The sequence below is a fragment of the Streptomyces sp. DH41 genome (genome assembly GCF_029813785.1).
In the GTDB taxonomy this organism is placed as follows: domain Bacteria; phylum Actinomycetota; class Actinomycetes; order Streptomycetales; family Streptomycetaceae; genus Streptomyces.
This window is the reverse complement of record NZ_JARVKY010000002.1, coordinates 632817-652946: the sequence shown is the minus strand read 5'-3', so window position 1 is coordinate 652946 and position 20130 is coordinate 632817. Positions and strand designations below refer to the sequence as shown.

16 protein-coding genes are annotated in these 20130 nt (G+C 71.1%); 9 read left to right on the top strand and 7 right to left on the bottom strand.

Annotated elements, in window-relative coordinates; all coding sequences use genetic code 11:
- Positions 1-220: 220 nt before the first annotated feature.
- Entirely contained in the window at positions 221-3127 is a 2907-nt protein-coding gene (locus QC283_RS06135) for a putative dsRNA-binding protein (protein WP_279560317.1), read from the top strand.
- A 53-nt stretch (positions 3128-3180) separates the two neighbouring features.
- A complete protein-coding gene (locus QC283_RS06130; protein ID WP_279560316.1) occupies positions 3181-3774 on the top strand; it encodes a hypothetical protein in 594 nt (197 codons plus the stop codon).
- A gap of 307 nt (positions 3775-4081) precedes the next feature.
- On the opposite strand, the gene QC283_RS06125 is transcribed toward QC283_RS06130, so the two are convergent.
- The 5 genes from QC283_RS06125 to QC283_RS06105 all read right to left on the bottom strand — a co-directional run bounded on the left by QC283_RS06125 (position 4082) and on the right by QC283_RS06105 (position 8094).
- Entirely contained in the window at positions 4082-4714 is a 633-nt protein-coding gene (locus QC283_RS06125) for an RloB family protein (protein ID WP_279560315.1), read from the bottom strand.
- Positions 4668-6041 carry an AAA family ATPase gene (locus tag QC283_RS06120; RefSeq protein ID WP_279560314.1) on the bottom strand — a complete coding sequence of 458 codons (1374 nt, stop codon included), beginning with the start codon at positions 6039-6041 and terminating at the stop codon, positions 4668-4670. Before QC283_RS06120 ends, QC283_RS06125 begins: the two co-directional genes overlap by 47 nt.
- A 110-nt stretch (positions 6042-6151) precedes the next feature.
- Complete coding sequence (locus QC283_RS06115; RefSeq protein WP_279560313.1) at positions 6152-6274, bottom strand: hypothetical protein; 123 nt, start codon at positions 6272-6274, stop codon at positions 6152-6154.
- A 336-nt stretch (positions 6275-6610) separates the two neighbouring features.
- Positions 6611-7384 carry an SDR family NAD(P)-dependent oxidoreductase gene (locus QC283_RS06110; RefSeq protein WP_279560312.1) on the bottom strand — a complete coding sequence of 258 codons (774 nt, stop codon included), beginning with the start codon at positions 7382-7384 and terminating at the stop codon, positions 6611-6613.
- 41 nt (positions 7385-7425) lie between these two features.
- Positions 7426-8094, bottom strand: a complete 669-nt coding sequence (locus tag QC283_RS06105) for an MOSC domain-containing protein (protein WP_279560311.1) — start codon at positions 8092-8094, stop codon at positions 7426-7428.
- Positions 8095-8174: 80 nt separating this feature from the next.
- On the opposite strand from QC283_RS06105, the gene QC283_RS06100 reads away from it, so the two are divergent.
- Positions 8175-9095 carry a LysR family transcriptional regulator gene (locus QC283_RS06100; RefSeq protein WP_279560310.1) on the top strand — a complete coding sequence of 307 codons (921 nt, stop codon included), beginning with the start codon at positions 8175-8177 and terminating at the stop codon, positions 9093-9095.
- A 107-nt stretch (positions 9096-9202) separates the two neighbouring features.
- On the opposite strand, the gene QC283_RS06095 is transcribed toward QC283_RS06100, so the two are convergent.
- A complete protein-coding gene (locus tag QC283_RS06095; protein WP_279560309.1) occupies positions 9203-9535 on the bottom strand; it encodes a WhiB family transcriptional regulator in 333 nt (110 codons plus the stop codon).
- Positions 9536-9924: 389 nt separating this feature from the next.
- Here QC283_RS06095 and QC283_RS06090 point away from each other — a divergent pair, with 389 nt between their 5' ends.
- The 4 genes from QC283_RS06090 (at position 9925) to QC283_RS06075 (ending at position 14314) form a co-directional block, all read left to right on the top strand.
- A complete protein-coding gene (locus QC283_RS06090; RefSeq protein ID WP_003948568.1) occupies positions 9925-10536 on the top strand; it encodes a response regulator transcription factor in 612 nt (203 codons plus the stop codon).
- Between the two features lie 279 nt (positions 10537-10815).
- On the top strand, positions 10816-11403 hold the full coding sequence (locus QC283_RS06085) for a sigma-70 family RNA polymerase sigma factor (RefSeq protein WP_019329587.1): 588 nt from the start codon (positions 10816-10818) through the stop codon (positions 11401-11403).
- A gap of 140 nt (positions 11404-11543) precedes the next feature.
- Positions 11544-13049, top strand: a complete 1506-nt coding sequence (guaB, locus tag QC283_RS06080; RefSeq protein WP_279560308.1) for an IMP dehydrogenase — start codon at positions 11544-11546, stop codon at positions 13047-13049.
- A gap of 140 nt (positions 13050-13189) precedes the next feature.
- Complete coding sequence (locus tag QC283_RS06075; protein WP_279560307.1) at positions 13190-14314, top strand: GuaB3 family IMP dehydrogenase-related protein; 1125 nt, start codon at positions 13190-13192, stop codon at positions 14312-14314.
- 186 nt (positions 14315-14500) lie between these two features.
- Here QC283_RS06075 and QC283_RS06070 read toward each other — a convergent pair whose 3' ends face one another.
- Complete coding sequence (locus tag QC283_RS06070; RefSeq protein ID WP_279560306.1) at positions 14501-15709, bottom strand: nucleotide sugar dehydrogenase; 1209 nt, start codon at positions 15707-15709, stop codon at positions 14501-14503.
- Positions 15710-16026: 317 nt separating this feature from the next.
- Between QC283_RS06070 and QC283_RS06065 the strand changes: the two genes are divergently transcribed.
- Together QC283_RS06065 and QC283_RS06060 are read left to right on the top strand one after the other, a co-directional pair.
- Positions 16027-17733 carry a glycerol-3-phosphate dehydrogenase/oxidase gene (locus QC283_RS06065; protein WP_279560305.1) on the top strand — a complete coding sequence of 569 codons (1707 nt, stop codon included), beginning with the start codon at positions 16027-16029 and terminating at the stop codon, positions 17731-17733.
- A 218-nt stretch (positions 17734-17951) separates the two neighbouring features.
- A complete protein-coding gene (locus tag QC283_RS06060; protein ID WP_279560406.1) occupies positions 17952-20042 on the top strand; it encodes a serine/threonine-protein kinase in 2091 nt (696 codons plus the stop codon).
- Positions 20043-20130: the final 88 nt, after the last annotated feature.

Here is a 20130-nt window from a genome sequence, read left to right as displayed (position 1 = left end):
AGGGCCCTGCCGGACGATCAGGTCCGCTGAGACCTTTCACGCCGCGTCGTCCACCGATTACGCTGGCCGGACGGTCACCTGGGGATCACTCGCTCCGGCGGTGTGGAGACCGTGCGGGGCTGGGGAGAACGAAGGGGCCAGGGAACCAACCGGACACCGGAAGGGAGCGCGGCGACGCGCGCCGGTGCGGTATGGGCCGCGGCTCCGGTGGGGGAGGACCATGAACCGGTGGGTCGGCATCGTGTCGCTGCGGGAGACCGCGGCCCCGACGCCCGTGCACAGGATCGCGCTCGCCATCGAGGCCGCACGGCAGCGAACGTCGTACAGCCTGGACGGTCGGCAAGTGCCGTACGAGAAGATGAGAGCCACCCTGCGCAGGATCGGGCAGAGGTACGCAGCCCGCTCGGAATGGGGGCGATGGTCCTACTGCGTCGACCTGGCCGGTGACTTTTTCGACGGCGGCGGCCCTCTTGGCCGGCTGTCCGGATGGCTCACCGCCGACCTTCGGGCCGAACTCGACGGGAAGCCGACCGTCTCCGTCGGCGACCGCGCTCGGCAGCGCAAGCGGGACGGTGTGCGGTCGCAGAGCCGTGGCGGAAGCACCTCCCGCCGGAAGAATCCTGTGGTTGCCGCACCGGTGAGGAAGGCGGCCCATCCGCCTCGGGCAACTCGCAGTACGGCGGCAGGCACCCCGCGGCCGTACGTGCGCGTCGAACGGCAACTCACCGTCCGTGACATTCCCCCACCGGCCCTCGTACAGCCCCCCGCCGCCCTGGTGGGTACGTTCGGGAAGACCGTCCAAGCCGCGATCCAGGACAGCGTGGGCGAGTGGGAGGCGGGAGAGCAGACCACTGCGTGGCTGGGGCTGGCAGCGACCCACCTCAGCCGCCTCTACGAGAGCGGCTTCTCCGAGACGGCGGTGACGCCCCACGTCCTGGTCATGCTCGACCAGCTGGGCCGCAGCACGATCGACGTCATCCTCCTCGACGCCTGGATCGCGCAGCGGCAGCCGGAAAAGGTCGGAACACAGTCGAGTGAACACAACCGACGCTCCATGGAAGCCCGACGCGTGCTGGGCCAGTGGGCGGCCGAACACGGCCTCGTCCGCATGGGCGCCGGTGAGGCACAGCGTCCCGCAGCCTCCGTCGCCGAGGGAGTCGCCCGGCAGATCCTGGGCGTCCTCAGTCTCACCGGGGCTCACGGGACCGCCGTTCGGCTGGTCCAGGCCGTATGCGCCGGCATCGACCACGACACCGACGAGATCGGCGGCGCCGATCCCCTTACCGAGGCACAGGAGATCTTCGCGAAGGAAGGGCTCTCCTACGAGTACGCCGAGGACGGGCCCGACCACGACAGGACCTACACGGCCGTCGCCCGTACCGGCGACGGCCGCAGCGCACGGGGGGAGGGCCGCAACAAGAAAGCTGCGCGGGCCGCTGCCGCACGAGCCCTGCTGCGCGGCCTTCCGCCGACCAGGCGAGCCGCAGCCCGCCCGGCCGAGACCGCCGGCATCACTGTCCCGCCGCAGCCGTACCGGAACGCCCCTCCCCGGGCGCACCGGGACGCTCTCGGCGACCTGACGGCGATGTTCGAACTCGACGACCGTCGAACCGCCGGAACCCTCACCCAGGCACTCACCCACTCGTCATACGTCCACGAGAACCGGGCCGAGGCCGCGGCGCACCACCAGCGCGACAACCAGCTGCTCGCCCACCACGGCTCCCTGATCATCAGCCATCTGGCCACACACGCGAGAGTCGGCCGCGTCCTCGCCCACGGGCTGGTCCCGGACGAGGACGAGGCCCGCGTGCACACGCCCGCCAACGAGGACGCCGCCCGGCTCGGCACCACCCTCGCCCTAGCCGACGGGGTACTGACCGGGCGCGGAGAGGACGGCCGACGGCCCAGGACAGTCGCCGACGCGGCGCAGTCGGTCGTCGCCGCCGCCTGGCGCCTGCACGGCACCCGACTGCTGCGGAGGCGTCCCGCAGTCCTCGACGACTGGCTGTCCGAACTCCAGCACCAGCACGATCCGGTGACCGTCATGAACTACCTGGCGGCCATGTTCGGGATGACCCACCACTACGAGTACGAGCGCACCGGCCTGGACCACCTGCAGACCTTCGCCGCCACGCTCGTCCTGTCCGACGCGCGTGGCCGCGTCCACCGATGGACCGTGCCGCCCGAGAGGCCGTCCTCCAAGAAGGACGCCGACAAGGCGACCGCTCAGGACGTGCTCGACATCCTCACCACCCCGGCCGACGACCTCGTGGACACGCTCACCACGGCCGAGCGCGACCTGCTGCGGTACCTGCTGCGCGCTCAACTCGACGGGCTGGGGACGACGACCCTGCGGCAGCGCAGCCGTATGGTCAGCGGCGGCCTGCTCGGCACGGACCTGCTGGTCACCGGGGACCTCGATGCCTTCCGTGCCTGGGCCCGCCGAGTACAGGACCTGCTCGGGTCCGAGGACACAGCCGTGCCGGAGGCATTGGGTGCGCTGTACCGGCAGATCCTTGCCGAGACCCGCTTCGGGCCACGCTCTCTCCTGCGGCGGATGGCAGCGGACCAGGGGAACGACACGGCAGGCACGGTCCGTCGACATGCGGCCGAGGCGGTCGGACGCGCCGCCGCAAGCGGTCCGTGGGGAGTCACAGTGCGCGAGGTGGTGCAGGACTGGTGGCGCGACCAGGCGTCGCGTACCGGTGTCACCGTGCGCGACGACATGCGGCAGGAGCCCTTCCTGCCGCTCCCGGCACAGCTCGCGGCCCTGGACGAGACCCTGACCTGGTGCGGAGAGGTGGCCGAGGCGACGGGCAGCCCGGTCGAGGTCGAACTGACCGTCCAGGACGGCACCCTGCACACCTGGATCGGACTGGACGGCCTGGACACCAGGGCGGCATGCGACGACTTCGCCCGGCTGCTGTCCCGCACCCTGCCTCGTACCGACTGCCTCGTCGACGACGACCACGTGATGCTGCGCCTCCACGGCCGACCCGACACGGAGTCACTGACACCGCTGGCGACGGCCGGAATAGACGCTTACCTGTCCGCCGCCGGTGCTCCGTCGTCCCCGGCGAACGTGCCTGAAGACGAACCGGCGGCCATACAGGAAGAAGCCCACTGACCTCTTCGGTTTCCCCGCCCGACCCCTTCACCACCAAGAGAAGCAGGAACCCCGTGGCCCGTCGCAGCACCCGCTCCACCTCCGACCACGGCGACTGGGCGGTCCCGTACCAGCCCGCCTACATAGCCGACCTCGACCCGCACACCGCGGATCAGCATGTCGCGATCCCCAGGCCGCCACTGGAAGCCGCCGTCCAGCGCATCGTCGAGACGGAAGGGCCCATCCACCGGCAGGTGTTCGAGCGACACCTGGACGAATTGCTGTACCGGTCGGGCAGGCGCACTCGGTGGGAGGAGGGCACGCTGGGACAACTTGTGGAGGAGGGACGACTCACCGACACGGACGGTTTCCTGGACATCCCCGGCCGGCCCTGTGCGTACGCGCGCCGACCACTGCCGGGCCTGACCAAGAGGCCGGTCGAACACGTCGCCCCGGCCGAGCGGCAACGCGCCCTGCTCGGCCTCATAGAAGACCAGCCGCGTCGCCTCAGTGCCGAGAAGGTCGTCACCGCTGCCGCCCGGTTCTTCGGCTGGTCGCCTACGGCAGGTCGCGCGTCGGCCCGCTTGATGGCCGACCTTTACCAGTTGCGCGACACCGGAGCCGTCACCGGCTGGCCGGACAAGCTGGAGCCGGGCGCCGGGAGGTGACCGCTGCCTGGATCCCCCGCTCGTGCTCACGCACGTAGGTGAAACCGCGAGGCAGCTCGTGAGAACCGGCCAGGCCGGCTCTCTTGTGGTCCTCGCGGTATGCGGCTTTCGCCTCCGCGCTCGCTCCCTTGCCCAGGTGGCCTATGCGCATCAGATGTCCGGCCACCCGGTGTGCGCCCGCGCTGTACACGGACTCCGGCTCCGCGTTCCGGAGCTCCTCGCGATCCGCCTCGCGAAGGACCGGGACGTAGCAGAGCAGCGCGACCAGCCAGGAGGACCTGGCGCCAGAAGCCTCACGGCAGGCGGCTCAGGACCGCTGATCCTCCGGCACGACCTCCTGGACCAGACGCCACATGCCGGTCGACGGGTTCATCTTGGCCTCCTCGCCCGGACGCGCCAGCTTGCGCGCTCGCTCGACGGCCGCCTGCCACCCGGCGCGGTAGCGCCCGAAGTCGAAGTCACGAGCCACTTTGCTGTAGTTCGGGTGATGCGAGGTGAGATGCTGCTTGGCCTGGCCGTATCCGGTGATGTTGGCCCGGTGGTCACGGAAGTGGAGGAGGAGCCACAGCTCGAAGCAGGGGTTGGAGAGGGCCACCTCCACGTCTTCGTCGGCAGCCAGTCGCAGGGCCTCGTCCAGGTGGTCGAAGTCGTCGACATCGAGGACGCACCATGCCTGCTGGTAGTGGCCGTCGGCCATGTCGCGTTTGGTGACGGCGTCCCGCACCACCGAGACGGGGTCCTGCGCGCAAATCTTGATCGTCACGGAGACGGCGCGGTTGTCCACGGACGCCAACAGGCCTTTCAAGTAGGCCGGCTCCGTGTTCTTCGCGCCGCAGACCACCAGGATCGGCACGCAGGGTTCGCGGTAGGCGGGCCTGCGGCGCAGCGTGGACTCACGCCTCGGTGTCCTCCGGCCGTCCGGCTTCGGCTGTCTCGCCACACGCTCCCCCTCGCCCGGCAATCGCCAGTGCGAAACTATCGTCGATCACCGGCACCGCGCCATAACTTCCGCTCAGATACCGCCGCTCACGGTTCTCCTCCGAGCGAGGCCGGAAGTCGGAGAGCGGATAGAGCGACGTCTCCCCGAACTCGTTCTTCGAGGCGAACCAGATTTGGTCCCGCCTGAGGATGTCCTCACCCGCCTTGCGGCCGAGCAGGCTCGCGTCATGGCTCGTGAAGAGGAGCTGAGCGCCGTGGGGGTTGCGCTTCGAGTCCTGGAAGAGGCCGACGAGGAAGGCGCTCAGCCGGGGGTGCAGGCTGCTGTCGAGCTCATCGACGACCAGAGTGCCGCCGGTGCTGGTCACTCGCTCCAGAACGAGGGCGTACTCCACGATCGCCCGGGTTCCGGAGGACTCGGCCGACAGAGGCAGCTCGAACGAGCTGTTTCTGCCCGTGTGGCGCAGCCAGAGTTCGTGGCGTACGCGACGGCGCCTCGGCATGTCGAACAGGGCGTCCTGTGCCTTCGTGTCCACCGGGGAGTGATCCTTGAGGCGGGCCCTTGGCCTACCGTCCTCGTACAGGTCCTCTTCGACGGACTCCACCCGGAACTCCTCGATACCGAGGTCCGCCGCTCGCAGGAGTTCCCGCAGATGTGTCGGCTCACCCACCCTCTCCAGACGCCAGGCCAGATCCCTGCTGATGAGCGAGGGGTATCTGAAGGAGCGACCAAGTACGGGCCCACCGAACACCAAGTCGCGACGAAACCAGTGGTACACCCGGTCGAGCGAGGTCACGGATGTCCTCGACCGGCCCGCCATGGACAGGAAGAGAGCGTTCGGCGCCGTCACCTCGGCCACCGTCTCCATGGCCTTGGAACCACGCTGGTAGGAGCTGCCTACGCGGAAGTCGTCGCCTTCCCGTTCGAACACCACCCGTTTGCGCCCCTCGGGGTACGCGTACAGCCATTCGCCGCGGACGCTCTCGTCGTCGACCTCGAAGCCGTAGGCAAAGCGCACACCGCGTACGAGGAGATCGACGACGTACCAGGAACACTCCGACGGCGCCACGGAGTCGAGCAGGAAGGGCTGCCTGCTCACGCCCTCGCCCTCCTCCGCCATGAGGGGCGAACGGTTGACCATCTCCGCCATGTACCGCAGCGCGCCCACGACATTCGACTTGCCGGCCGCGTTCGACCCGAAGATGCCGGCCACCGGAACGGCCTGCCAGGAAGTGCCGGACGGTCGATCACCGTCGTACACGGGATGGAGCTGCCATTCCAGCTCGTCCCTGATCGACCGGTGGTTGGCCACCCGAAAGTTCAGAAGCATGCGCACCCCCTTGCGAAATCCGGTCCTCAGGCTAGTCTCACCCGATTTCGTGCAAGTGAATCGTCGGTAACGATGCTTGGCAAGCCGAACAGGGTAATCAGGAGAGTGAATCAGCCGGTCCGCAGGCTCTTCACGAACAACCCGTCCAGCACCTCCCACTCCGTGACCCGGTCCACCACCTCCACGGTCCGCCCGTCCAGCGTCGGCGTGGCCCGCGGGTCCTCCGCCGGCACCAGCAGCCACAGCCCGTGCGGTGTGTCGGCGGGCCGCGGCGCGCCGACTGCTGCAGCGCCGCCATCAGCTCTCTGCCGCCCGCCTCCCAGTAACGGGCGACCGGCCCGGCGTCATGGGCCAGCAGGACCGTCCGCGGCCCGGAGCGCTCCGCCAGGTCGAGCAGCCGCCCGCGCAGGCGCTCTGAGGCCGTCCGGGTGTACGACGCGAGCGCCGCGCCCAGAGTGCCGGTGGCGGCGAACTTGGCGTCCGCCTTCAGCAGAGCCTGCCAGCGCACCGACTGTTCCTCGGCCAGCCCTTTGCCCGCCGCCCACCTCCTTGGTTGGGGAGCTGAAACCCTACTGCGGCCCGTACTTCCGCCCCGTCCGTGAGGTGATCCCGCCCAGCATCCCCCGTGGCACCAGCTTCGCCGCGCCCATCAGGGTCTTGTAGCGGGGGTCCGGGATGGACAGGGACTTGCCCCGGGCGAGGTCGGCGAGGGCCGCCGCGACGACCTTGTCCGCGTCCAGCCACATCCAGCCGGGGATGCTGTCCGTGCCCATGCCCGCCCGCTGGTGGAACTCGGTGCGCACGAAGCCGGGGCAGAGGGCCATCATGCGTACGCCGCTGCCGGCCAGGTCCTTCGCGACGCCCTGCGTGAACTGCACGACCCACGCCTTGGAGGCGCCGTAGGTGCCGCGCGGGACGAAGGCGGCGACCGAGGCCACGTTGACCACGCCGCCGCGTTTCCGCTCCCGCATCGTCTCCGCCGCCGCCGAGGTCAGCCGTAGCACCGCCTCGCAGTGCACCTTGAGCATGGTCAGCTCATCGGCCATGGAGACGTCGAGGAAGCGGCCCTTGTTGCCGAAGCCGGCGTTGTTGATCAGCAGGTCGACGGGGCTTCGGCGCTCGCCCAGCCGGGCGGCCACCGCCTCGATGCCGGCGTCCGTCGACAGGTCGGCCGTCAGCACCTTCGCCTCGATGCCGTGCCGGTCGTGCAGTTCGGTCGCCTGGTCGCGCAGCCGCTCGGTGTCACGGGCCACCAGCACCAGGTCATGTCCGTCGGCCGCCAGCCGTCGCGCGAACGCGGCGCCGATGCCCGCCGTCGATCCCGTAATCAATGCCGTTGTCATGGCGCAAGGTTATGGGTCCGGACCGGACACGTCCGTTTCGCTCAGGCGCCGTACGTCTCCACGTACTTCCGCGCCGCCGCCAGCGACTCCGGGTGGTTCGCCTGACCTGCGTCGAGCAGCCGGGGCAGCAGCTCCCGCTCGGTCGTCACCGCCCGGAACTGCAACGCGACCGTCACCTCGTGGCCGGGCCGGTGGACGATCTCGACGGGGTCGCCCGCCCGTATCGCGCCGGGCTCGATCACCCGCAGGTACGCGCCCGGCGCACCCTTCTCCGTGAACCGCCGCACCCACCGCTTCTCACCCAGGTGACCCTGGAAGGTGCGGCAGGGAATACGGCCGCAGCTGACCTCCAGCACCAGGTCGGGCCCGACCCGCCAGCGCTCGCCGATCAGGGCACCGGAGACGTCCAGGCCCGTCGTGGTGAGGTTCTCGCCGAAGGCGCCGTTCGGCAGCGGCCTGCCCAGCTCGCGCTCCCAGTCGTCCATGTCCTCGCGCGCCACCGCGTACACCGCCTGGTCGTCGCCGCCGTGATGGCGCGTGTCGCACACCGTGTCCCCGGCCAGCCCGCTCGCCCCGACCCCCTTCGGCCCGGGCGCCGTCACCCGAACGGCCCCGTCGGCCGGCCGCTTGTCGATGCCGGTGACGCCCTCGGGATGGTCCGTGTAGGGCACGGTCTTCGCACGGCCGACGTTGACAGACAGAAGCTCCATGGCGGCACGGTAGGACAACCCGCTTCAAAGCGTCGACGTGATATTCGGGGCTGGGTCAAAGCGTCGCTTATCCTTGAGGTGTGATCGAGGCTCGTCATCTCCGCGTGCTGCGCGCCGTGGCATCGACCGGTTCCTTCTCCGCCGCGGGGCGCGAGCTGGGCTGCACCCAGCCCGCCGTCAGCCAGCAGATGAAGGCCCTGGAGGCCTCCGTCGGCACCCCGCTGCTCGTGCGCACCGGACGCGAGATGCGGCTGACCCAGGCCGGTGAGTCGCTGGTCCGGCACGCCGCCGGAATCCTCGCCGGGCTGACCGCGGCCGAGGAGGAGGTCGCCGCCATCGCCGGGCTGCGCGCCGGGCGGGTGCGGCTGGTCTCCTTTCCCAGCGGCAGCTCCACCCTCGTACCGACCGCCCTGGCCGCGCTGCGTGCCGCGCACCCCGGCACCCGGGTCTTCCTGGAGGAGGCCGAGCCGCCGAACTCCGTCGAGCTGCTGCGCGAGGGCGACTGCGACGTGGCGCTCGCCTTCCGCTACGAGGGCGCGGCCGGCGCGGAGGAGTGGGACGACCTCGTCGTACGGCCGCTGCTGACCGACCGCCTCGTGGCGCTGGTGCCCGAGGGGCACCGGCTCGCGCGTACGGAGCCGGGCGGGTCGGTGGCCATCGGGGAACTGGCCCGGGACCCGTGGATCGCGGGCTGCCCGCGCTGTCGTGGTCAGCTGGTCGAGGTCTGCGAGGGGGCCGGCTTCACACCCCGCATCGACTTCGCGACCGACGACTACCCGGCGGTCGCCGGCCTGGTCGGGGCCGGTCTGGGCGTGGCCGTACTGCCCCAGCTCGCCGTCGAGTCCGTACGGCCCCGGGGTGTACGCACGGTGACGCTGGAGCCGGCGGTGCGGCGGGAGATCGTCGCGCTCACCCTGCCGGACCTGGCCCAGGTACCGGCGGTGGCGGCGACGCTGGACGAGCTCGCCCGGGCGGGGGCGCGCCAGTCGGCCGCGCGCTGAGCGGCGGCGGTCCGGGGCACCGCCCGCGTGCCCGTATCGGGGCCTCGTCGGTCCGTGGCGGAGCCTCGGAAGTCCGTAGCGGAGTCTCGTAACAGAGAAACGTTCCTTCAGTGATGTGCGGCCGTCTCCCCGCCGGCCGACGCCGTCGCTGCCACCAGGCGGTTGCGGGCCCGTCCCATGAGCTCCTCGCGCTCGTCCTCGGTCAGGCCGCCCCACACCCCGTACGGCTCACGCACCGCCAGCGCGTGCGCCGCGCACTCTGCGCGTACCGGACACCTCATGCAGACCTCCTTGGCCGAGTTCTCGCGAGCACTTCGCGCCGCACCGCGTTCGCCTTCCGGATGGAAGAAGAGCGAGCTGTCCACCCCGCGGCACGCGGCCAGGAGCTGCCAGTCCCACAGGTCCGCGTTCGGTCCGGGAAGGCGGGAGAAATCTGCCATTGCGTGACCCCTTGTAGCCGATATGGGTAGATGCGGGAACCCAGCGTCCACGACCGTACAACTACGATCTAAGGAGATGAAAATATGACTCATTGCGAATCTAGCCTCAGACACCAGCGAAGTGGAAGAAAAGCGGCTAAATGGGGCACTGGTTGTGATGAAACGGCGCGGGTCCCACGCGCATGTCTGCTGCGTGCCCGTCCCCTCACGTAGAGTGCCGAAGACGACACACAGCCCCGTAACTCTTTCGAGTGACCGTCGTTGAGAGTGCGGAGGCGGTTGAAGGAACAAGTGCTCGGGCGGGCGTCCGGGACGGTCGACCGCACAGGTGACGATTTCGTACCAGCCTGGAGGCTCAACGTGACGCGCATCAGCTGCGGAGGACGGCCATGACTTCCGTCCTCGTCTGCGACGACTCCCCGCTTGCCCGAGAGGCGCTTCGCCGGGCGGTCGCGACCGTGCCCGGCGTCGAGCGCGTGACGACGGCCGCCAACGGCGAGGAAGTCCTCCGCCGCTGGGGTGCCGACCGCTCGGATCTGATTCTGATGGACGTGCGCATGCCCGGCCTGGGCGGCGTCGAGACCGTCCGGCGGCTGCTGTCCGCCGACCCCGGCGCGCGCATCATCATGCTCACCGTCGCCGAGGACCTGGACGGCGTGGCCCTCGCGGTCGCCGCCGGTGCCCGCGGCTACCTGCACAAGGACGCCTCGCGCGCCGAGCTGCGCGCCACGGTCACACAGGCCCTCGCCGACCCGACCTGGCGGCTCGCCCCGCGCCGGCTGCGCTCGGCCGAGATGGGTGCCGCGCCCACCCTCACCGCGCGTGAGATCCAGGTCCTGGAGGGCATGAGCCACGGCCGCTCCAACGCGGAGATCGGCCGTGAGCTGTTCCTCTCCGAGGACACCGTCAAGACCCACGCGCGGCGGCTCTTCAAGAAGCTCGGTGCCTCGGACCGGGCGCACGCGGTCGCGCTCGGCTTCCGGTGGGGCCTGGTTCGCTAGGGCGCCCCGTGCGGTGGAGGCCGGAAGGGCCCGCCGGGGACGCCACGGGCCCCGCTTATCGCGAGGTGAGCGGGGGTGACAAGGCGACCCGCCGGGCGCCCGCTGCTCGTTTCGCCGCGGATGACGCATCCTTGAGGTGTGGAGTTCCTCGGGGACGAGTCGGTCGAGCGGAAGGGGAGGGCGCAGGGTATGAGTTCCGGCGCACCTGCTCATAACGCTTCGGTGCACAACAACGGGCACGGAGCCACGGATCGGACAGCCGCAAGGCACCATGGACCGATGCGTGACGACGAGGCGGCCCCTGATCAAGGGACGGTCGGTGGGCTCGTCCACCGCGCCGTCGACGGGGACGAGCAGGCCACGCACGACCTGCTCGCCCATGTCCACCCCCTGGCGCTGCGCTACTGCCGCACCCGGCTGTCCCGGCTGCCCGGCGACGCCCGGCACTTCGTCGAGGACCTCGCCCAGGAGGTCTGCGTCGCGGTGCTGCTCGCGCTGCCCCGCTACAAGGACACCGGCCGCCCGTTCGAGGCGTTCGTCTTCGCCATCGCCGCCCACAAGGTCGCCGACCTCCAGCGCGCGGCGATGCGCCACCCCGGCTCGACGGCCGTCCCGTCCGACGAGATGCCCGAGCGGCCGGACGACTCACTGGGCCCGGAGGAGCGCGCGCTGCTCAACAGCGACGCCGCCTGGGCCAAGAAACTCCTGGCCAACCTGCCGGAGAACCAGCGCGAGCTGCTCCTGCTGCGCATCGCGGTCGGGCTCACCGCCGAGGAGACCGGGCAGATGTTGGGAATGTCACCAGGTGCCGTGCGGGTCGCACAGCACCGGGCGCTGAGCCGGCTGCGGGCCCTGGCGGAGCAGTAGTCGGCGTCGTGCGACGGGCGGCGGCCACCGTCCGTACGAAGCTACGAAGAGCATGGGCTGCCTTGATCGTGGAATGAGCCACGCCCACTTCCCGTTAGCATGGACATCCGCACCGATCAAGGCCATTTGGGGAAGGTGTCATGACTGCAAACGTCGACGGAGTGCCCGAGAAATTCGCGACGCTCGGGCTGACCTACGACGACGTGCTGCTGCTGCCGGGCGCATCCGAGGTGCTCCCCAACGCGGTCGACACCTCGTCCCGCATCTCCCGCAACGTCCGGGTCAACATCCCGCTGCTCTCGGCGGCGATGGACAAGGTGACCGAGTCCCGCATGGCGATCGCCATGGCCCGTCAGGGCGGTGTCGGTGTGCTGCACCGCAACCTCTCCGTCGAGGACCAGGTCAACCAGGTCGACCTCGTCAAGCGGTCCGAGTCCGGCATGGTCACCGACCCGATCACGGTGCACCCGGAAGCCACGCTGACCGAGGCGGACGCCCTGTGCGCCAAGTTCCGCATCAGCGGCGTCCCGGTCACCGACCCGGCCGGCAAGCTGCTCGGCATCGTCACCAACCGGGACATGGCCTTCGAGTCCGACCGCACGCGCCAGGTGCGCGAGGTCATGACGCCGATGCCGCTGGTCACCGGCAAGGTCGGCATCTCCGGTGTGGACGCCATGGGGCTGCTGCGCCGCCACAAGATCGAGAAGCTTCCGCTGGTCGACGACGCGGGCGTCCTCAAGGGCCTCATCACGGTCAAGGACTTCGTCAAGGCCGAGCAGTACCCCCACGCCGCCAAGGACGCGGAGGGCCGCCTGCTGGTCGGCGCCGCCGTCGGCGCCAGCCCCGAGGCGCTGGAGCGCGCCCAGGCCCTGGCCGCCGCGGGCGTGGACTTCCTGGTCGTCGACACCTCGCACGGCCACAACAGCAACGCCCTGAGCTGGATGTCGAAGATCAAGTCCAGCGTCGGCGTGGACGTGATCGGCGGCAACGTCGCCACCCGTGACGGTGCCCAGGCCCTGATCGACGCGGGCGTCGACGGCATCAAGGTCGGCGTCGGCCCCGGCTCCATCTGCACGACCCGCGTCGTCGCCGGCATCGGCGTCCCGCAGGTCACCGCCATCTACGAGGCCTCCCTGGCGGCCCGCGCCGCGGGCGTCCCGCTGATCGGCGACGGCGGCCTGCAGTACTCGGGCGACATCGGCAAGGCCCTGGCCGCCGGCGCCGACACGGTGATGCTGGGCAGCCTGCTCGCGGGCTGCGAGGAGTCGCCGGGCGAGCTGCAGTTCATCAACGGCAAGCAGTTCAAGTCGTACCGCGGAATGGGCTCCCTGGGCGCCATGCAGTCCCGTGGCCAGGGCAGGTCCTTCTCCAAGGACCGCTACTTCCAGGCCGAGGTGGCGTCCGACGACAAGCTCGTGCCCGAGGGCATCGAGGGCCAGGTGCCCTACCGCGGCCCGCTGGCCAACGTGCTGCACCAGCTCGTCGGCGGACTGCGCCAGACCATGGGATACGTGGGGGCCGCCACCATCGAGGAGATGGAGTCGAAGGGCCGCTTCGTGCGGATCACCTCCGCCGGTCTCAAGGAGAGCCACCCGCACGACATCCAGATGACGGTCGAGGCACCGAACTACAGCCGCAGCAAGTAGGCAGAAGAAGTAGGCAGAACGCCTTCCAGGGCGGCCCCGGGAACATCCGGGGCCGCCCTCGGCGCGCCCGTCGGGGAGACCCGCCGCGCCCGTCGGGGATACTGGAAGGCGCTGCAACGCATCAGGGAAAGGCCACAGACGTGACTGAGATCGAGATCGGGCGCGGCAAGCGCGGCCGCCGGGCGTACGCCTTCGACGACATCGCCGTCGTCCCCAGCCGCCGTACGCGGGACCCGAAGGAGGTCTCGATCGCCTGGCAGATCGACGCCTACCGCTTCGAGCTGCCGTTCCTGGCCGCTCCCATGGACTCGGTCGTCTCCCCGGCCACCGCCATCCGCATCGGCGAGCTGGGCGGCCTCGGCGTACTGAACCTCGAAGGCCTGTGGACCCGGTACGAGGACCCGCAGCCGCTGCTCGACGAGATCGCGGAACTGGACACGGACAACGCGACCCGCCGCCTCCAGGAGATCTACGCGGCTCCCATCAAGGAGGAGCTGATCGGGCAGCGCATCAAGGAGGTGCGCGACTCGGGCGTGGTCACCGCCGCCGCGCTCTCCCCGCAGCGCACCGCCCAGTTCTCCAAGGCCGTCGTCGACGCGGGCGTGGACATCTTCGTCATCCGCGGCACCACCGTCTCCGCGGAGCACGTCTCCGGCTCGCACGAGCCGCTGAACCTGAAGCAGTTCATCTACGAGCTGGACGTCCCGGTGATCGTCGGCGGCTGTGCCACGTACACCGCCGCCCTGCACCTGATGCGCACCGGCGCGGCGGGCGTCCTCGTCGGCTTCGGCGGCGGCGCCGCCCACACCACGCGCAACGTGCTCGGCATCCAGGTGCCCATGGCCACGGCCGTGGCGGACGTGGCGGCGGCCCGCCGCGACTACATGGACGAGTCCGGCGGCCGGTACGTGCACGTCATCGCCGACGGCGGTGTCGGCTGGTCCGGCGACCTGCCCAAGGCCATCGCCTGCGGCGCCGACTCGGTGATGATGGGCTCCCCGCTGGCCCGCGCGACCGACGCGCCGGGCAGGGGCAACCACTGGGGCATGGAGGCCGTCAACGAGGAGCTGCCCCGCGGCAAGAAGGTCGACCTCGGCACGGTCGGCACCATCGAGGAGATCCTCACCGGCCCGTCCCGCAACCCCGACGGCTCGATGAACTTCTTCGGCGCGCTGCGCCGGGCGATGTCGACGACCGGGTACAGCGAGCTGAAGGAGTTCCAGCGCGTCGAGGTGACGGTGGGGGACTCGCAGCACCGGCGGTAGCGGTAGTCGTCTGACGGCTCTGACGGCTCTGACGGCTCTGACGGCTCAGACGGCTCTCTTACGGGTCCGACGGCTCTGGCGGCGCTCTGAGGAGGCCGGTGGCCCTTGAGGGGGCGACCGGCCTCTTTCGCATGCTGAGAGGCGTGCGCGGGAGCGCGTGGCACGGTCACCCCGCGCGCCCCCTCCTCACAACCGGTGCGCCGCCCCCGTGGGCGTCGCCCCCCGCGTGTCCAGCAGCAGCTGGGCCTTCACCGACAGGCCCTGGAGGTCGTACGTGCGGTGCTGCTGGAGGAGGATCGTCAGGTCGGCGTCGGCGGCGGTCTCGTAGAGGGAGTCGGCGCGGGGGACGGGGCGGTCCAGGACCTTCCAGGACGGGATGTGCGGGTCGTGGTAGCTGACGGCGGCGCCCATCGACATCAGGCGGGTCGCGATCTCCTCGGCCGGGGAGGCCTGCCGGTCGGCGAGGTCGGCCTTGTAGGTGACGCCGAGGAGCAGGACGCGGGCGCCGCGCGCGGACTTGCCGTGCTCGTTGAGGAGGGCGGCGGCGCGCTGGACGACGTAGCGGGGCATCTGGGAGTTGACCTGCTGGGCCAGTTCCACCATGCGCAGGCTGTGGGGGGCCTGGCCGGTCAGGTCCTGCGGGACGGAGTGGCCGCCGACGCCGGGGCCGGGGCGGAAGGCCTGGAAGCCGAACGGCTTGGTCTCGGCGCAGCGCAGGACGTCCCACAGGTCGACGCCCAGGTCGTCGCAGAGGACGGCCATCTCGTTGACGAGGGCGATGTTGACGTGCCGGAAGTTGGTCTCCAGGAGCTGGACCGTCTCCGCCTCGCGGGGGCCACGCGCGCGTACGACCTTGTCGGTGAGGCGGCCGTAGAAGGTGGCGGCCGACTCGGTGCAGGCGGGGGTGAGGCCGCCGATGACCTTCGGGGTGTTGGCCGGGGTGAAGTCGCGGTTGCCGGGGTCGACGCGGCTGGGGGAGTAGGCGAGGTGGAAGTCGCGGCCGGCGCGCAGCCCGGAGCCCCGCTCCAGGAGGGGGCGCAGGAACTCCTCCGTCGTCCCCGGCCGCACGGGTGACTCCAGGATCACCGTGGTGTGCGGGCGCATGTGGGCGGCCAGGGTGCGGGCGGCCGCCTCCACCTGGGTCAGGTCCAGGCCGCCGTCCGCGCCCGGCGAGGTGGGGGCGCAGATGACGGCGGTGCGGACGCGGCCCAGCTCGTCCGGACCGGCGGGGGTGCGGAAGCCCGTCGCGAGCATCCGGCGCACCTCGGCGGGGGTGAGCGGGTCGGCCTCGGGGCCGGTGCGGTAGCCGAGGGTGGGGATGCCCGCGGCGACGGCGGCCTGGGCCAGGGGCAGGCCGTACGGGCCGAGTCCGATGACGGCGAGATCTGCGGGCATGGCGTGGGCCGTCCTTCCCAGTAACCGAAGCGGGACAGGTGCGCAAGCCCGGTGGACAGGATGGGCGAGCACAACGTCAGACTAGGAGTAAATATGACCGATTTGCGGGATTGATCGGCCGGGATTCGGCGAGTGTCGAGTGTTGTCGCCGAGCTGCGGGGAAGTTGTCCACAGGTCCGCGGGGGAGTTGTCCACAGGCTGAGGCTGTGCGGCGGCCGATGTCGGGCGGGTCGGTCAGAATCTGGGCATGGTGGGTACCAGGAACCGGGCTACGCCCCGACGGGTGCGGCCGACGCGACCGACAGCGGGAGGCAGCAGTGAGGACAGCGACCCTGGGGCCGGCGCAGCGCGCCGAGTCACTCGCGGCCATGGCCGAGCGCGAACTTGACGTACTGGTGGTGGGCGCGGGAGTGGTGGGCGCGGGCACCGCCCTCGACGCGGTGACGCGAGGACTGTCCACCGGCCTGGTCGAGGCACGGGACTGGGCGTCGGGCACCTCCAGCAGGTCCAGCAAGCTGATCCACGGCGGCCTGCGCTATCTGGAGATGCTCGACTTCGCGCTCGTACGGGAGGCGCTCAAGGAGCGCGGGCTGCTGCTGGAGCGGCTCGCGCCGCATCTGGTGAAGCCCGTGCCGTTCCTGTACCCCTTGCGGCACAAGGGGTGGGAGCGGCTGTACGCCGGGTCGGGCGTCGCGCTCTACGACGCCATGTCGATGGCCCGCGGACACGGCCGGGGCCTGCCGATGCACCGTCACCTGAGCCGCGGTCACGCCCTGCGCGTGGCGCCCGCCTTGAAGAAGGACGCGCTGGTCGGCGCGCTCCAGTACTACGACGCCCAGATGGACGACGCCCGCTTCGTGGCCACGCTGGTGCGCACCGCGGCGGCGTACGGCGCCCCGGTCGCCAACCGCGCGCGCGTGACCTCCTTCCTGCGCGAGGGCGAGCGCGTGGTCGGCGCGCGCGTCCAGGACGTCGAGGCGGGCGGCGAGTACGAGATCCACGCCAAGCAGATCGTGAACGCCACCGGGGTGTGGACCGACGACACCCAGTCGATGGTGGGCGAGCGCGGCCAGTTCCACGTCCGGGCCTCCAAGGGCATCCACCTGGTCGTGCCCAAGGACCGCATCCACTCCAGCACCGGCCTGATCCTGCGCACCGAGAAGTCCGTGCTCTTCGTCATCCCCTGGGGCCGGCACTGGATCATCGGCACCACGGACACCGGCTGGGACCTGGACAAGGCCCACCCGGCCGCCTCCAGCGCGGACATCGACTACCTGCTGGAACACGTCAACTCCGTGCTGTCCGTACCGCTCACCCGCGACGACGTCGAGGGTGTGTACGCCGGTCTGCGCCCGCTGCTGGCCGGCGAGTCGGACGCCACCAGCAAGCTGTCGCGCGAGCACACCGTCGCGCACCCGGTGCCCGGGCTCGTCGTCGTGGCGGGCGGCAAGTACACGACGTACCGGGTGATGGCCAAGGACGCCGTGGACGAGGCGGTGCACGGGCTCGACCTGCGGGTCGCGGACTGCGTCACCGAGGACACGCCGCTGCTCGGCGCCGAGGGCTACCGCGCGCTGTGGAACGCGCGGGCGCGGGTCGCCGCGCGCACCGGCCTGCACGTCGTCCGCGTGGAGCACCTGCTCAACCGGTACGGCGCCATGGCGGAGGAGGTGCTGGAGCTCATCGCCGAGGACCCCTCCCTCGGCGAGCCGCTGCACGCCGCCGACGACTACCTGCGCGCCGAGGTCGTCTACGCCGCCTCCCACGAGGGCGCGCGACACCTGGACGACGTACTGACCCGGCGCACCCGCATCTCCATCGAGACCTTCGACCGGGGCACGCGCAGCGCCCGGGAGGTCGCCGAACTGATGGCACCGGTGCTGGGCTGGGGCAAGGACCAGGTCGAACGGGAGGTCCAGCACTACGAGAAGCGGGTGGAGGCCGAGCGCGAGTCGCAGCGTCAGCCGGACGACCTCACGGCCGATGCGGCCCGCCTGGGAGCGCCGGACATCGTGCCGCGTTAGGGAGCGCGTCCGGGCGCACGTCAGGCGCATGTCAGGGCACGCGTCGGGGCGCCCGCCGGGGCACGCGGCAGGGGCCGTCGGGGCAGGTGTGACGCAGGGTCACCCTGCCGTGCCACTTGCCTCTCGCCCGCTCGGCGCCAGAGGCACCCTGGGCGTCGAGCACTTGTCGGGTGAGGGACAATGAAGGCTCTGTCAGGGCGGGTTGCATGAGGGGACGCATGTCGGAGGCGGAGCGGGCGGGGACATCCCGTACGGACAAGAGCGCACGTCTCCTCGCCGGGCGGTACCGGCTGGGAGACGTGCTCGGCCGCGGCGGCATGGGGACGGTGTGGCGGGCAGAGGACGAGACCCTGGGACGCACGGTCGCCGTCAAGGAGCTGCGGTTTCCGGGGAACATCGACGAGGAGGAGAAGCGGCGCCTGATCACGCGCACGCTGCGCGAGGCCAAGGCGATCGCGCGGATCCGCAACAACAGCGCCGTGACGGTCTTCGACGTGGTCGAGGAGGACGACCGGCCGTGGATCGTGATGGAACTCGTCGAGGGCAAGTCGCTCGCCGAGGCCATCCGTGAGGACGGTCTGCTGAAGCCGAAGCGCGCGGCGGAGGTCGGCCTCGCCGTCCTCGACGTCCTGCGTTCCGCGCACCGCGAGGGCATCCTGCACCGCGACGTGAAGCCGTCGAACGTACTGATCGCCGAGGACGGCCGGGTCGTCCTCACCGACTTCGGCATCGCCCAGGTGGAGGGCGACCCGTCCATCACCTCCACCGGCATGCTCGTCGGCGCCCCCTCCTACATCTCCCCGGAGCGGGCCCGCGGCCACAAGCCGGGACCGGCCGCCGACCTGTGGTCGCTCGGCGGACTGCTGTACGCGGCGGTGGAGGGCTCCCCGCCCTACGACAAGGGCTCCGCGATCGCGACGCTGACCGCGGTGATGACGGAGAACCTGGAGGAGCCGAAGAACGCCGGCCCGCTGCGGGACGTCATCTTCGGGCTGCTCAACAAGGACCCCGCCCAGCGGCTCGACGACGCGGGCGCCCGCGCGATGCTCAACAAGGTCATCCACGCCCCGGACAGTGCGGACGAGACCGAACCGGCCGACGCCACCAAGGTGGTGCCGCTGCCGGCACAGCCGGACGAGCGGACGCGCCGGGGCGGTTCGGCGGGTGCCGGGGGCAAGCGGGGCGAGGAGGCCGGGGAGCGGCTGCGCGGGGCGCTGCGTTCCGTGCGCAAGGCCGCGGTCGGGGCGGGCGCGGCCGGTGCCGCGGCTGCCTCCCGTACCAAGCCGGGCGGGGCCGACCGGGCCGTGCCGGGTGCCACCGGATCGGTCGGATCCGCCGGGTCCTCTGCCGCCCAGGGTCCCGCCGGGACGGGTTCCGCCGCCACCCCGCGTGGGGCCGGGGCCGCCGCACCGGTGACGGGCGCGGGTGCCGGTGCCGGAGCCGGTGTGGGATCGCAGCCCGGTGCGTCGAACGCGCCTTCGGGTGCCCGGAGTTCCGGCTGGCCCGTCGTACCGCCGCCGGACCTGCCGCCCCGGCCCGTGCGCCGGGCGCCGCTCACCGACGTGGTGCCGCGCCGGACGCTGGTGATCATCGCCGTCGTCGTGGCGCTCGCCGTCCTCGGCACCGTGCTGGCCCTCACGCTCGGCGGTGACGACGAGAACGGGGCCAAGGGCGGAAGCGGTGACAAGGCCGTCGCCTCCGCCACCGCGAGCGACGACACCAAGCAGGACGAGGAGAGCGGGACCGGTACCGACGGTTCCGCCTCGGATCCGGCGGTGGGCGGGGCCCCGGGCTCCGGAGCGAGCGCCTCCGGCGACGCCGGGGCCGGATCCGGTCCGGACGGTGACGACGACGCCGAGGAGTCCGGCGACGACGAGGGCGCGGCAGCCACCCACCAGGGCGAACAGGGGTACAGCATCGGACTGCCCGAGGGCTGGAAGTACCAGTCCACGGGCTCCGCGGGTGACCGGTTCACCGGTCCCCAGGGGCAGAAGCTGCTCGTCGCCTGGACGTCCACACCCAAGGGCGACCCGGTCGCGGACTGGAAGAGCCAGGAGCGGTACATGGTCCGCTCCCAGTACAAGAAGATCCGCATAGAGAAGGTCGGCTACCGCGGCTGGAACGCGGCCGACTGGGAGTTCACCTACACGGACGGCGGCACCAAGTACCGGACCGTGGACCGGGGGTTCGTCGTCAACGACCACCAGGGCTACGCGCTCATGTACACCGCGAAGGCCGCCGACTGGGACAGTGACCTGCGCCGGGACGCCTGGCGGACCCTGACGAAGACCTTCCAGTCCAAGTCCTGAACCCGCGGCCACCGGGTTTGAGCGGCCCGATATCTGGCATCCCCTCTTTGTGGGTTGCCTCCGGCACGTATCGTGAGTGCTCGCGGAC